This is a genomic window from Desulfosporosinus orientis DSM 765 (genome assembly GCF_000235605.1).
GTDB classification, from domain to species: Bacteria; Bacillota; Desulfitobacteriia; order Desulfitobacteriales; family Desulfitobacteriaceae; genus Desulfosporosinus; species Desulfosporosinus orientis.
Genome location: NC_016584.1, coordinates 3,195,613 through 3,209,317 on the forward strand (window position 1 = coordinate 3,195,613; position 13,705 = coordinate 3,209,317).

At 42.9% G+C, this 13,705-nt stretch carries 12 protein-coding genes; 9 read left to right on the top strand and 3 right to left on the bottom strand.

Going from position 1 to position 13,705, the window contains the following annotated elements:
• Nucleotides 1–65: 65 nt before the first annotated feature.
• Nucleotides 66–470, bottom strand: coding sequence for a MarR family winged helix-turn-helix transcriptional regulator (locus DESOR_RS14905; RefSeq protein WP_014185414.1), 405 nt, complete (start codon nucleotides 468–470; stop codon nucleotides 66–68).
• A 619-nt stretch (nucleotides 471–1,089) separates the two neighbouring features.
• On the opposite strand from DESOR_RS14905, the gene DESOR_RS14910 reads away from it, so the two are divergent.
• The 9 genes from DESOR_RS14910 to DESOR_RS14950 all read left to right on the top strand — a co-directional run bounded on the left by DESOR_RS14910 (nucleotide 1,090) and on the right by DESOR_RS14950 (nucleotide 11,150).
• Nucleotides 1,090–2,229, top strand: coding sequence for an acyl-CoA dehydrogenase family protein (locus DESOR_RS14910; RefSeq protein ID WP_014185415.1), 1,140 nt, complete (start codon nucleotides 1,090–1,092; stop codon nucleotides 2,227–2,229).
• Nucleotides 2,230–2,294: 65 nt separating this feature from the next.
• Nucleotides 2,295–2,483, top strand: coding sequence for a hypothetical protein (locus DESOR_RS14915; protein ID WP_014185416.1), 189 nt, complete (start codon nucleotides 2,295–2,297; stop codon nucleotides 2,481–2,483).
• A 288-nt stretch (nucleotides 2,484–2,771) separates the two neighbouring features.
• Complete coding sequence (locus tag DESOR_RS14920; protein WP_014185417.1) at nucleotides 2,772–4,337, top strand: acyl CoA:acetate/3-ketoacid CoA transferase; 1,566 nt, start codon at nucleotides 2,772–2,774, stop codon at nucleotides 4,335–4,337.
• 3 nt (nucleotides 4,338–4,340) lie between these two features.
• Nucleotides 4,341–5,141, top strand: a complete 801-nt coding sequence (locus tag DESOR_RS14925; protein ID WP_014185418.1) for an acyl-CoA dehydratase activase — start codon at nucleotides 4,341–4,343, stop codon at nucleotides 5,139–5,141.
• Between the two features lie 3 nt (nucleotides 5,142–5,144).
• The gene (locus DESOR_RS14930; RefSeq protein WP_014185419.1) at nucleotides 5,145–6,413 is read left to right on the top strand and encodes a 2-hydroxyacyl-CoA dehydratase subunit D; all 1,269 of its coding nucleotides are present in this window, start codon (nucleotides 5,145–5,147) and stop codon (nucleotides 6,411–6,413) included.
• The gene (locus DESOR_RS14935) at nucleotides 6,406–7,524 is read left to right on the top strand and encodes a 2-hydroxyacyl-CoA dehydratase subunit D (protein WP_014185420.1); all 1,119 of its coding nucleotides are present in this window, start codon (nucleotides 6,406–6,408) and stop codon (nucleotides 7,522–7,524) included. The genes DESOR_RS14930 and DESOR_RS14935 overlap by 8 nt, the downstream gene beginning before the upstream one ends.
• 193 nt (nucleotides 7,525–7,717) lie before the next feature.
• Nucleotides 7,718–9,106, top strand: a complete 1,389-nt coding sequence (locus DESOR_RS14940) for an FAD-binding oxidoreductase (protein WP_014185421.1) — start codon at nucleotides 7,718–7,720, stop codon at nucleotides 9,104–9,106.
• Between the two features lie 2 nt (nucleotides 9,107–9,108).
• The gene (locus tag DESOR_RS14945; RefSeq protein ID WP_014185422.1) at nucleotides 9,109–10,398 is read left to right on the top strand and encodes a (Fe-S)-binding protein; all 1,290 of its coding nucleotides are present in this window, start codon (nucleotides 9,109–9,111) and stop codon (nucleotides 10,396–10,398) included.
• Between the two features lie 236 nt (nucleotides 10,399–10,634).
• Nucleotides 10,635–11,150, top strand: coding sequence for a CBS domain-containing protein (locus DESOR_RS14950; protein WP_014185423.1), 516 nt, complete (start codon nucleotides 10,635–10,637; stop codon nucleotides 11,148–11,150).
• 155 nt (nucleotides 11,151–11,305) lie between these two features.
• Here DESOR_RS14950 and DESOR_RS14955 read toward each other — a convergent pair whose 3' ends face one another.
• Both DESOR_RS14955 and DESOR_RS14960 read right to left on the bottom strand, forming a co-directional pair.
• Nucleotides 11,306–12,355, bottom strand: coding sequence for a hypothetical protein (locus DESOR_RS14955; RefSeq protein ID WP_014185424.1), 1,050 nt, complete (start codon nucleotides 12,353–12,355; stop codon nucleotides 11,306–11,308).
• A gap of 404 nt (nucleotides 12,356–12,759) precedes the next feature.
• Nucleotides 12,760–12,969 (bottom strand): helix-turn-helix domain-containing protein, encoded by a 210-nt coding sequence (locus tag DESOR_RS14960; protein ID WP_014185425.1) that lies wholly within the window; start codon nucleotides 12,967–12,969, stop codon nucleotides 12,760–12,762.
• Nucleotides 12,970–13,705: the final 736 nt, after the last annotated feature.

Below are 13,705 nucleotides of genomic sequence, written 5' to 3' on the forward strand. Positions count from 1 at the left end.
GTCAACAAAATAATCTGCTGAAAAAAATAGGCCTGCCTTGCCTTACTTTATACCAGATTATTAGTTTAAATTCGCTTTAAAACACTCTTTAATTGATTTATTTCTTCTGAGCTAAAAGGTTTTAATACTTCTACGTTTACATCTTCAACAATTTTACTGATTGGCTCACGCAATTCAGATCCTTTTTCAGTCAATTCAACATTAATGGTTCGCCGATCTCCAATATAAGTATTCCGCGTAATCAATTCTTTGTTTTCCAATCGATCCAGGATTCCAGTGATAGTTGAACTATCTAAACCCAAAACAGTCGCAATTTGCTTAGGAGTTTGACTGCCCTCATTCCAAAGACATTGTAATACTCCATATTGCACAGGGGTTACGTTAATGGGTTCAAGTTCTGACTTTAAATATTTAAAAACTTTTTGTTGGGCTTGAGTCAGTAAGAAATTAATACACTCGGTCATTTCCATAATTTTAGCACCTCAATCTTTTTTATTATTTAACCACACTATATTTCAAATTTATCAAACTTGTCAATTTAAGTTTACACTTTTCAGAGCTGAAGCATGACGCTATTAGGGGAAATATTAAATAGTGTTCCATTTACGAGCAAAAGTCTACAATTAGCGACACAAAAGGAGATGGATTATTCTCTCAATGGCTGATTTAATTTGGGATTCCTCAGAAGGAATTTTGAGTCTAAAATACTATATTTATACATATTTATTTGTTGACAAATTATTTGCTAGCAAGTAATATACAATTATCAAAAGCTTTTGAATATTACTTTTATTGCAAATACGAGGAGGGGATATGGAATTTTAGTATATGCGACACCCCAAATTTAATAGAGTTAGTTCCCTTGCTACTCAATTATCAGGACGTTTTGAGAAAGTCAAGTGTTGTTAGCCGTTTATAGGTACATCGGAAAACTATTTATTCCATGTGAATTTCCAGTTTAGCTCGATAAAACAAATATCCTCCCACTAAAAAGTGGGAGGACTGCAATAAAGTTGGTTCAAGGAAACCTTGTCCCGACTGCCACGGCGAGTGCCGGGAGGCTATCTAAAATTTAGGAGGTAGCATCAAATGGATTTTATTTTATCGGAAGAACAAGAAATGATTATGAATACGGCAAGATCATTTGCTCAAAAGGAACTTAAACCTATCGCACTTGAGCTCGACGAAACTAGTACATTTCCTGTGGATCTATATAAGAAGATGGGTGATATGGGTTTGCTAGGCTTACCGTTCCCATCAGAATATGGTGGTTCTGACGGAGATTATTTATCCTACATCTTAGCCGTAGAAGAAATTTCCAAGGTGCTTAGTGCCGTTGGCATCTCATATTCCGTAAGTACCTCTCTCTGTATGGGAGGAATATATCAAAACGCTTCCGAGGAACAAAAGAAAAAATATCTTCCGGATCTATGTTCCGGAAAGAAATTCGGCTCTTTCGGCTTAACTGAGCCAAATGCCGGCTCAGATGCAGCAGGTGTAAGAACCACAGCTAAAAAGAATGGGGATCACTACTTACTAAATGGTTCTAAATGCTTTATTACCAACGGCCCCCTGTCAGAGACCTTCTTAGTATTTGCTTCAACGGATATAAGTCAAGGCACAAAAGGATTATCAGCGTTTATCGTTGAAAAAAGTTTCCCTGGATTTTCCATAGGCACTATTGAAAACAAGTGCGGGATCAGATGTACTCAAGTCTCAGAACTGCTTTTTGAAGACTGTGTTGTCCCGGTTGAAAACTTAGTAGGGCAAGAGGGAAAAGGGTTTGGCATCGCCATGAAAACTCTTGACGGCGGGAGATTCGGAGTCGCAGCCCAAGGACTTGGTCTTGCCGAAGGAGCATTTGATATCGCAAAACAATATATGAAAGATAGAATCCAGTTTGGCAAGCCTTTATATAAAAATCAGTATTTAGCCTTTAAAATGGCTGAATTAGAACTTGAAATTGAACAAGCTAAGTATATTTTGTATAAAGGAGTTCTCGACAAACAAGCAGGAAGACCTTATTCAGTTTCAGCAGCTAAGGCCAAAATGGCTTGTACCGATGCAGCCATGCATGTCACTGTAGAATGCGTTCAGATGCTTGGCGGAAATGGCTTCATGAAAGATTATCATGTTGAAAGAATGATGAGAGACGCTAAGATAACCCAGATCTATGAAGGCACCAATGAAATCATGCGCATGATTATATCCGGATCCATCTTCAAATAATTCTCCATTTTGAGTAATGATTCCCCTGAATTTCGAAGTTGCAATGAGGAAGAAGGAATGAATGAATGAAAGAGTGTATTGCATGTCATTCTGGACAAATAAAACAGGTGGATATCAAAACCAAAGATGATGAGTTTACCTTAATCGAGAATAGCGAAGTAATTCTTAATCCCAAACCCCAAAGTCAAAAGGTCATCAAATTTGTTTGTTTAAACTGTGGATTTATAAACCTTTATGCAGAGGACTATTTTTAAGATATCCTGTTCAAATTCGCCTTAATAACAGAAACCTGACCCTTCTGAGTACTTATCAATACGAGATTAGCCGCATACTTATATCATTCGTTTTGTGAATATTATAATAATTTATTATATTCAGATGGGTCTCCTTTAATCCCGACTTACTGAAGTAAAAACAACCGAGTAGTCCAACCATGACTGACATGTCCACTGTAACTTGATAATCGGAATATTGTATCTAATGCCCCGCAATATGCGGGGCAGGTTAAATGGCTGAGGATAACATTGAAGGAGGGGCATAGTATGAGGAAGGTTAAGATTATGACAGCAGAAGAGGCTGTTGATTTAGTTAAAGATGGGGTGACTCTCTGTACAAGTGGATTTGTTGGAAATAGTCTTCCGGAAGCACTTTATAAGGCTATCGAAAAGAAATTTTTAGAGACCGGCTATCCTCAAAGTATCACTTTATTTTATCCGGCCTCACAAGGCAGCAGAAATGGCACCGGCGGTGATCATTTTGCTCACGAAGGTTTGGTTAAAAGAGTCATAGCCGGTCATTTAAATACTGCTCCCAAGTTAGGCGAGCTGTGTCTGGCTAATAAATGTGAAGGTTATAACTTACCCCAAGGTACTTTGGAATATGTTATCAGAGATGCTGCGGGTCATAGGCCCGGTACCATCACCCATGTAGGCTTAGGTACTTTTGTTGATCCCAGAAATGGCGGAGGTAAAATAAACGCCAGGACGACAGAAAATTTAGTGGAAGTTGTAAAAATCGGCAATGAAGAAAAGCTTTTCTACAAAGCATTTCCTATAGATATCGCTTTCTTGAGAGGTACTTATGCGGATGAGTATGGTAATGTAACCCTGGAAAAAGAAGTAGCTACTATTGAGGTTACTTCCATAGCACAGGCAGTTATCAATAATGGCGGCAAAGTAATTGTTCAAGTGGAAAAGGTTGTAAAAGGCGGGACTTTAGACCCCAGACTGGTGCAAATACCTGGCATTTATGTTCATGCTGTTGTCGAAGCTGATCTGAAAGATCATGAACAAAGTGTCGGGCATGAATATAACCCGGCACTGTGCGGGGAAGCAAGGGCACCTGAAGGCAATGTTGAAATAACTCCCTTAAGTATTAAAAAAGTTATTGGCAGAAGAGCCGCTATGGAATTGGTAGAGGATACCGTTGTCAATTTAGGTGTTGGAACACCTGAGTATGTTGCTCAAGTTGCCAGTGAAGAAGGAATCGCCAATTATATGACCTTAACCGTAGAATCCGGTGCCATCGGCGGCAGTCCTCAAGGGGGAGCCCGATTTGGTGCTACTTTAAATCCTGACGCTATTATTGATCAAAATAGTCAGTTTGACTTTTACGATGGCGGCGGTCTGGACATGGCATTTTTAGGCTTAGCTGAATGTGATGAACAGGGCAACATTAACGTCAGCCGCTTTGGTCCCAAAATACCCGGTTGCGGCGGTTTCATCAATATCACCCAGAATGCCAAAAAAGTATTCTTCTGCGGTACATTTACTGCAGGAGGCTTAAAAGAAAGAATTGAAGACGGCATGCTAATCATAGATCAAGAGGGAAAACAGCGGAAATTTATCAAAGAAGTTGAACAGGTTACCTTTAGCGGAAGATATGCCATTAAAACCGAACAGCCCGTTTTATATATTACGGAAAGAGCTGTCTTTGAATTAAAAGAAGAGGGGCTGAACTTAATCGAAATCGCTCCCGGCGTTGATATCCAAACCCAAATTATTGATTTAATGGATTTTGTCCCTACCATTGACAAAAACCTCAAGCTTATGGACCCAAGACTTTTCAGTGAGGAAAAAATGAACTTGAAAAACAACGAGGGAGAATAATCTATGTATACTATGGGGATTGATATCGGTTCCTCATCCTCAAAGGTTGTCATACTTGAAGATGGAGTTAACCTCATCGCCGGCGAAGTCATTCAGATTGGAACAGGCTCGACAGGTCCTAAACGGGTACTGGAGGAAGCTCTTGCCAAAACAGGTCTCACCTTGGCAGACATGGCTAAAATTATTGCTACCGGCTACGGCCGATCTTCTGTGGAAGTATCCGACAAGCAAATCAGCGAAATCAGCTGTCAGGCTAAGGGAGTTTACTTTTTAGTTCCTACAGCAAAATTAATCATTGATATCGGCGGTCAGGATGTGAAGGCCATTAGACTTGACCGTATAGGCGGCGTCAGGCAGTTTTTTATGAATGATAAATGTGCCGCCGGAACAGGACGTTTTCTCGATGTGATGTCACGAGTACTGGAAGTGGATCTGGATGAAATGGCAGAATACGATGCCCGGGCCACAGAACCCGCCACGGTCAGCAGCACCTGCACAGTGTTTGCCGAATCCGAGGTAATATCTCAGCTTGCCAACGGAGTTGCTAAAGAGAATATTATTGCCGGGGTTCACCAGTCCGTTGCCAGCAAAGCCTGTGGACTCGCCTATCGATGCGGGGTGGAAGAGGACGTTGTGATGTGCGGAGGAGTTGCTAAGGACTTAGGAGTTGTCCGGGCCATCAGCAAAGAACTAAAAAAACCGGTCATTGTAGCTCCTAATCCCCAAATTACAGCCGCCCTTGGCGCTGCCCTATTTGCTTATGAAGAAGTTATGGAAGCTAATAAATTAAGGAAAGAGGTATGAGAAATGACTGATACAGCCAATATGAGTGCTAAAGAATTGTTAGGTTTCTATCAGGAAGAATTGTATGAAGAAGCGAGACAGGCCAAAAAAGAAGGAAAACTTGTTTGCTGGTCGGCTTCCGTTGCTCCTTCGGAGTTTTGTGTAGCTATGGACGTGGCCATGATCTATCCTGAAACCCATGCTGCAGGGATCGGGGCCAGAAAAGGCGCCTTAGATATGCTTGAAGTTGCCGATGAAAAAGGGTATAACCTGGACACTTGCTCCTATGCCAGAGTGAATCTGGGTTATATGGAACTTTTAAAACAAGAGGCTTTAACCGGAATAACCCCGGAGAAACTGGAAAAATCTCCGGCGGCCAGAGTACCCCTGCCTGATTTTGTCATAACCTGCAACAACATTTGTAACACCTTGCTTAAGTGGTATGAAAATCTTGCCGTTGAGCTAAATATTCCCTGCATCGTCATTGATGTTCCCTTTAATCACACCATGCCCATTCCCCAGTATGCTAAAGACTATATTGCGGAACAGTTTAAGGAGGCAATTGCTCAGCTTGAAGAGATTTGCGGCAAGAAATTCGACTATGACAAATTCTTGCAAGTCCAGGAACAAACCCAGCGCTCTGTGGCCCAATGGAACCGGATTGCTTCTTTGTCAGGGCATAAACCATCCCCCTTAAATGGTTTTGATCTTTTCAACTATATGGCCCTGATCGTTTGTGCCCGCAGCAGGGACTGCGCAGAAATTACCTTTAAAAAGTTTGCCGATGAACTGGAAGACAATCTAAGCAAAGGAATCTACGCCTTTAAAGGCAATGAACAAAAGCGTATCACTTGGGAAGGCATCGCTGTTTGGCCGCACCTGGGCCATACCTTTAAAGGCTTAAAGAATCTTGGCAATATCATGACCGGTTCAGCCTATCCCGGTTTGTGGAATCTTTCTTATACGCCCGGTGATATGAGTTCCATGGCAGAAGCTTACACCAGAATTTATATCAATACTTGTCTGGATAACAAAGTTAAGGTTCTTAGTGACATCATCAGCGGCGGAAAGTGTGACGGTGTTATTTATCATCAGAACAGAAGCTGTAAGCTCATGAGTTTTCTCAATGTCGAAACGGCCGATATCCTCCAACAACAAAATCATTTACCCTATGTCAGCTTTGATGGAGACCAAACCGATCCCCGTAACTTTGCTCCTGCCCAGTTTGATACACGGATCCAAGCCTTAGATGAAATGATGAAGCAGAATAAGGAGGGAGTTTCCCATGAGTAGAATTGAAGCGATTATCAGTGAATTATCTTCTATTGCCAATAATCCCCGTAAGGCCATGGAAGATTATAAGAAAGAAACGGGCAAAGGGTCGGTAGGGATTATGCCTTATTATGCTCCGGAAGAAATCGTTCATGCCGCCGGTTACCTGCCCGTAGGAATTTGGGGAGGGCAAAAGAGTATTTCTAAAGCCCGTGCTTATTTACCTCCTTTTGCTTGTTCAATCATGCAATCCGTTGTGGAAATGCAGCTGGAAGGGGTCTATAACGACTTAGCGGCGGTCCTTTTCCCCGTTCCTTGTGACACTTTAAAATGTCTCAGCCAAAAATGGAAAGGCACATCCCCGGTCATCGTCATGACTCATCCTCAAAACCGAAAACTCGAAGCAGCCAATAAGTTTCTGGCTGAGGAATATCGCCTTGTTCGTGAAAAGCTGGAAAAAATCTTAAATGTTCAGATTACCGATGAGGCACTGAACCACAGCATTGATGTTTATAACGAAAATCGCAAGGCAATGCGTGAATTTACGGACATAGCCGCTAATTATTTGAACATTATTGATCCCAGAAAGCGTCATGAGATTATCAAGGCCAGATTCTTTATGGAAAAATCCAAACATACCGCCTTGGTCAAAGAATTGAATTCCGAGCTTAAATCTTTACCTGTGGAAGATTTTACAGGCAAAAAGGTGATTTTAACCGGAATCATGGCTGAACCCAATGAAGTATTAGACATTTTGAAAGAGAATGATTTTGCTGTTGTGGCAGATGACCTGGCCCAGGAATCCAGACTGTTCAGGATTGATGTTCCGGCTGGTCCAGACCCACTCTACCGCTTGGCTAAATGGTGGCAAGAATTCGACGGTTGTTCTCTGGCTGTAGATACGAAAAAATTAAGAGGACCCATGCTGATGAATATGGTTAACGTGGATAAGGCCGATGCCGTGGTGGTTTGCATGATGAAGTTCTGTGACCCTGAAGAATTTGACTATCCCATCTACTACAGACAGTTTGAAGAAGCCGGAATTAAGAGCTTATTTATAGAAATTGACCTGGAGCCAACCTCCTTTGAACAGACTAAAACCAGAGTTCAAAGTTTTCGTGAAATGCTGTGATTTTAATACAAGGTTAAGTTATATCTCTTGTTGCTTGTTTGCAGCCTGACTTGGGGGGAAGAGGTAGTATTGTGCCCCTTCCCCTTGTTTGTTCAGCAGAGAATTATCATTACTTGTTTAATTTCACTTTACATGAAGCAATTAACGTTCTGCCAGTCGTGCCTATTCGAAGCGTTATAAAGGAGGTATAAGGATGTTAGCTCGTGAAGTCTTGGATGAACTTGTTCGAGTCCTGGGTCGTGAAAATGTCCTCACAGAGCAGGAAGACTTATTAACCTATGCTTATGACGCAACTGCGGCGATGAAACATCATAAGCCGGATGTTGTGGTTGCTCCTCTTTCCACAGAACAGGTGGCAGCTGTGGTGAAAATCGCCCTGCGTTACCATGTCCCCATTTATCCACGCGGTTCCGGGACAAACCTCAGTGGGGGAACGATTCCTACGGCAGGGGGCATCGTTCTCTCCATGCTCCACCTCAACAAAATTCTGGAAGTGGACCAGGATAATTTAACAGCTACGGTTCAGCCCGGGGTCATCATTCAAACTCTCAATGATGAAGCAGCCAAACACGGCCTCCTGTACCCGCCGGACCCCGGTACCGTTACCACAGCAACCATGGGCGGCTCGGTTTCGGAGTGTTCAGGGGGATTGCGGGGTCTGAAATACGGTGTAACCAAACACTATATTATGGGCTTGAAAATAGTCTTAGCGAATGGGGAAGTCATTCGGTGGGGCGGAAAAACGGTAAAGAACGTGTCAGGGTATGATTTAGTGGCTCTCTATACCGGGGCTGAAGGAACCTTGGGGATTATCACGGAGATAATTGTCAAACTCATTCCCGCTCCGGAAGCACGCAAGAGCATCTTAGCGGTCTTTGATGATGTGGATAAAGCCGGGAATGCCATCGCAGCCATTATCCGCAATAAAGTGATTCCGGCAACCCTGGAGATCCTGGATAATGTGACGATTCAGACAGTGGAAAACTTTGTCCATGCGGGACTCCCCATGGACGCGGAAGCGGTCCTCTTATGTGAAGTGGACGGCTACAAGGAAGTTGTCAAACGGGAAGCTGTTTTGGTGGAACGAATTCTCAAAGAGGAAGGAGCCGTTCAGGTCAAAATAGCTAAAGATGATAAAGAACGGGACCTTTTATGGCTGGCTCGCCGCAGCGCCCTTCCTGCTCTCGCTCAAAAAAGGCCGACCACCGTACTGGAAGATGCCACCGTTCCCCGGAGTAAAATTCCGGAAATGCTTAAAGCCATCCGTAATATTGCCACAAAATACAATCTGCAAATCGCTACATTCGGGCATGCAGGAGACGGAAATCTGCATCCCACAATTTTAACCGATGAACGGGAAACGGAAGAAATGAAACGAGTGCACCTGGCAGTGGACGAGATTTTCGCAACAGCGCTGGCCCTGGGCGGAACCCTTTCCGGTGAACATGGGATTGGTATCGCCAAAATGAAATATCTTGACAGGGAATTTGGAGAAGCAGGTGTGGCGGCCTTGCGGCGCATTAAAGAGGCCCTGGATCCCGACTATTTGCTGAACCCTGGGAAGATTGTAAGGAGGGACTGATCGTGTCCGTATATGATTCACTGGGTTCGATTACCGAAGAACTCCATAAATGTATGAAATGCGGAAACTGCATGGCGGTATGCCCCATTTACAAGGAAACACGCCAGGAAGTCGGAGTTGCCAGGGGAAAGATTAGTTTAGCGGAATACATTCTCTCCGGCGAAACAGAGATGACTAAGAGAATGGGGGATCGTTTTTCCCTCTGTACCACCTGTATGGCCTGTAATAGCAACTGTCCCTGTGGGGTTCGGTTTGATAAGATTATTCTTGCGGCAAGAGCAGAAGCCGTCCGCAAAAAAGGGCTGCAGCCGGCTAAAAAAATTGCCTTTACTGCCTTGAAGATGCAGCGGGTGTTTGATTTCGGGATGAAGGCGGGTAGTATCTTCCAGGGTGTAGCCTTAAAAAACATACCGAACAAACACAGCAAATTAGCGCGTATGCGCGTGGATGTGGGGATAGGTAAGGAGAAAGTTTTCCCCATGTTGGCCAAGAAGACCCTGCGTTCCGAATTCCCTGAAGTGATTAGAGTTAATAACCCAAAGATGAGAGTTGGGTTCTTCACGGGCTGCATGATCAACTATTTTTACACGGACATCGGCAGAGCGGTGATCGAGGTGCTTAAGGAAAATGACATAGAAGTTGTCATGCCTAAGTCCCAGGCTTGCTGCGGTATCCCAGCCTCCGTCAATGGGGATGTGACTTCAGCACGGACTTTAGCCAAACGCAATTTGCGAGCCTTTGAAAGAATGGGGGCGGATGCCTTAGTTGTCGCCTGTTCTTCAGGTGGTACTGCCTGGAAGCATGTATTTGGCGAACTGCTGGAAGATGATCACGAACTTAAAGCCTTGGCGGATCAATGGGCTAAAAAGTCCTACGATATTTCTGAGTTTCTGATTCATCAAGTTCCCTTTAAGAAAGAAGGTTTAGGGCGGGTAGAGCGTAAAGTGACCTATCATGAACCATGTCACTTAAACCGCGGACAGGGGATTAGTAAGGAACCCCGGGAGATTTTAAAAAGCATTCCCGGAATGGAATTGATTGAAATGAAAGAGCCGGGTCGCTGTTGTGGTATGGCCGGATCATTCAGCCTTGTCCACCCGGATCTCTCCGGACAGATTTCTGATCGTAAAACAGCAGATATCCAGACAACCCATACGGATACCGTGGCAACGGGTTGTCCGGCTTGCCGGCTGCAGCTGCAAAGCGGGGTGGAAAATGCCGGATTTGACGAAGAAGTATTGCATACAGTTCAAATCCTGGCTGAGTCTTATCGGGCCGGTAAAAAAGAATAAAACCTTCTAATATATATAGTTGGATGTGGAAACTCTTTGCATAAGTGTTTCCATGTTCTTTGTAAGGGTATAATCTGAATCTTCGATAGTGCTATCAAATCAGGTTATTGACATATGTCAATATTATGACATACCTTGTAATATAATTTAAACAGGCAAAGTGATATCTAAGTATTCTGAATATTGGGTCAAAAAAATCTGAAATTTCATTTGAAAAGTAAAAGGAGGAGTTTGCCATGTCCGAATCGAAAATGCCCGAAACCAAAAAGGTAAAAGATTTAATGGTCCCCGTTTCCTTTTCATCAGATTACCCAATTGTTTATAATACCGATACCTTAAAAGATGCTATAAAGGTTCTGAAAAAATGTACGGGTGAGACCAAAATTCATCGTTCCATGATCGTTTTAAAAAAAGAAGGGACAGAAGAAAAACTCGCAGGTATTTTAACGGTTCGAGATATACTTAATGCCATAAAAGTAAAAACTATAAATGATGACAAGGATGGGAAGTTTCCCGAGAAGTGGGGCAATTTTTATCGTAAAAGTGCTTTAGGTCATAGTGTCAGTACTAAGGTTTCCGATGCCATCCGCCCCTTAGTCACTGAGTTTGTTAATTCCGAACAGGATGTAGCTGACGCGATTCGGATCATGATGACTAAGAAAATTAATATTTTGCCGGTTTTTGACGGTGGAAAGCCGATCGGAATTATTCGGGCTGTTGATATTTTATATTATATTGAGGAATGTCTATAAGAAATTAAAGGGGTACCACGAATGAGGTTAACCACTGCCCGTCCTACTTTGAAATGCGCATTTCAAAGTAGGACGGGCAATTATTTTTAATGGGGGAGGAGGCTAATCATTATTTAATCGCCTCCTGCCCCATTAGACATCTAGATATAGGCATACTAAGCTATTACGATATCATCCGATTTATCAACTTGGCTATACTGGAACAACTCTGCTTCAATGCTTACAGTATTCGCCGTCATTGGCTCTTGTATAATATCGGCTTTCAGTTTCAGTCCCAGTTTTCCCATGGGTTCGTCAGTTTTCATGAAAAAGCCCAGAGCACTGTTCTTATGGATTGGTTCCACATCCAGCCACCCCTTGCTATAAAACTGAAGGGAGATATCCTCCTCACACTCATACTCAATAACCGGATAGTACATTCCTTTAGGGCACATTTCAGAAAAGCGCTCCTCAAATTCCGCTTTACTCCGGGCCAGTTCCTCCGGGGATACTTGTTCCTTCAGCCGAGGATTATCAAATGTCTTCGACATCTCGGTCCACATGTCGCAGAGGGTAACCCTGTTAATCTGCACCCAATGCTGCTCTCCGCTTACCTTGTCCGTAAAATGCAGCTTATCCGGGTACTCAGTGCCGACAATCAAAGTCACAGGCATTTCCACCAGATGGCGTATGCTGTTCCGTCTCATGGAAAAACGGATGGATACTCCTGTATCAAACGCCGGAATAGCGTCATACGTACCCACGAAATTCAGATTCGTCAGAAACATGGCGCCAATATCCTTTGTATCAAGACTCACCGGACTCCAGCCCTTTAAGAGAAATTGGGTAAACAACGCTACCTTATCCCATTGCTCTGTACCGCATTTGCCGCTGCCGCTTTCATTGGTCGTCAGTTCCAAGTCCCCAAAGCAGACTTTTTCCACGCAGCAAAAACACTGGGTGGGTTTCAGATTCCTGTCGCCCCGCTGTACGATGCGGTTAGTCATTAATTCCCCAGGTGAAACGGTCAATTCTGCAATTTCTGCATTCTCCAGCTTTTCCCGATACGCCTCGTCATATTCCAAAATCAGCATCTGCAAAGTACGATCGTCAAGGAGCACCATACCCATGATATGGCAGATTACACCGTCGATCTCGGCATTCCTGCTGATGACGGCTATTTCTTTGATTTGGGATAATCGGTTTTGTAATTCTTGAAAATTCATAGAGGCCTCCTTTGTGATTATAGTGGCGGTTGTCACGTATCGTAATGGCATTTTGTGCTGAATCACTCTATTGTAAATAAAGCCTTATTACAAATACGAAAACTTAAGCGATTGAATTGGGCTTATCCCCAGCACCGGTAGTCCTAATGCCTGTCCGAGATTGGCCCGCGCGGGCCAATTTCGGACAGACTATTGATACCTGAGGTTTGATGACTTCCCTCGGACATTTGCGTGAAGATTTAGGCCAGTATCTCGCAGAGACAGGGTAGCCAGTCCGACTTTGAAACGCGCGTTTCAAAGTCGGACTGGCAGTTAGTTTCAAGAATCTAAAAAACCTTGCAGATTATGAAGTTGCAAGGTTTTTTAAATACCATTGGCAAGCATGAGCGCTTCGCCCAGCATATTTAAAAATCAAACAAATCCTTTGGAGAAATGTCTAAAGCCACTGCGATCTTATAAATATTATCTAATGAGACGTTTCTTGTTCCCCGCTCAATGTCTGAGATATATGTCCTATGTAAGTTGCTGCTGAATGCCAGTTCTTCTTGGGAAATACCAAGGTCTTGTCTTAATTTCCGAACCCGTTCTCCGAAAAGAATCCTGATATTGGGCACTTATTTATTACCACCTTATTGGCAAAGTATTTAAGCGAATGATAGAATTTTTGCAGACATTAAGTCTACAGACTATAAGTGACATCCGGTGAAAAAATATGATATATCTGATCCAACAACCAAGGTTATCATGTGCAAAACCATTGTTAAAATTGCTATGTGATCAAGTCACGGTAATCAAAGGGTACATTGAACTCAATGCGGACAAAGGCAAAATGCAATTCTCAACAGAATTAAGGCGAGAAATTGATGAGATGATAACCTCAATTAGAGCATCCATCGATGAAATCAACAGATGGAATAATTAATTCCTCGACAGACAATGGCGGATAATAGGGGAAACTGAGTGTATGGCGTCTGGCTGGTAATTGACTGACACCCTGTCGATTTGATCCTGCGCGATGTGGCAGCTATTCCGAAAAATCATATCAGTATTACGAAACTTACGCCCGTGAGATTTCCTTCAGGCTTATCGGTTCATACAGCGGCTTAAATTTCCTTGTATCTATAACGAACTATTTTATTTAGTTATACAATATTAAGTTATGCAAAGGGACATTTACCTAAGCTTATCCGAAATTGGCCCGCACGGGCCAATTTCGGATAAGCCTTTTGATGAGGTTAATCCTACAATTACTTTCAGATCTTTGAGGAAATTATGAGAATAGGTAGTTAACTTATGAATGATTTGCGAAAAACCGAAGTCATTGATTCAATAGAAGAAGATATGTTAAGA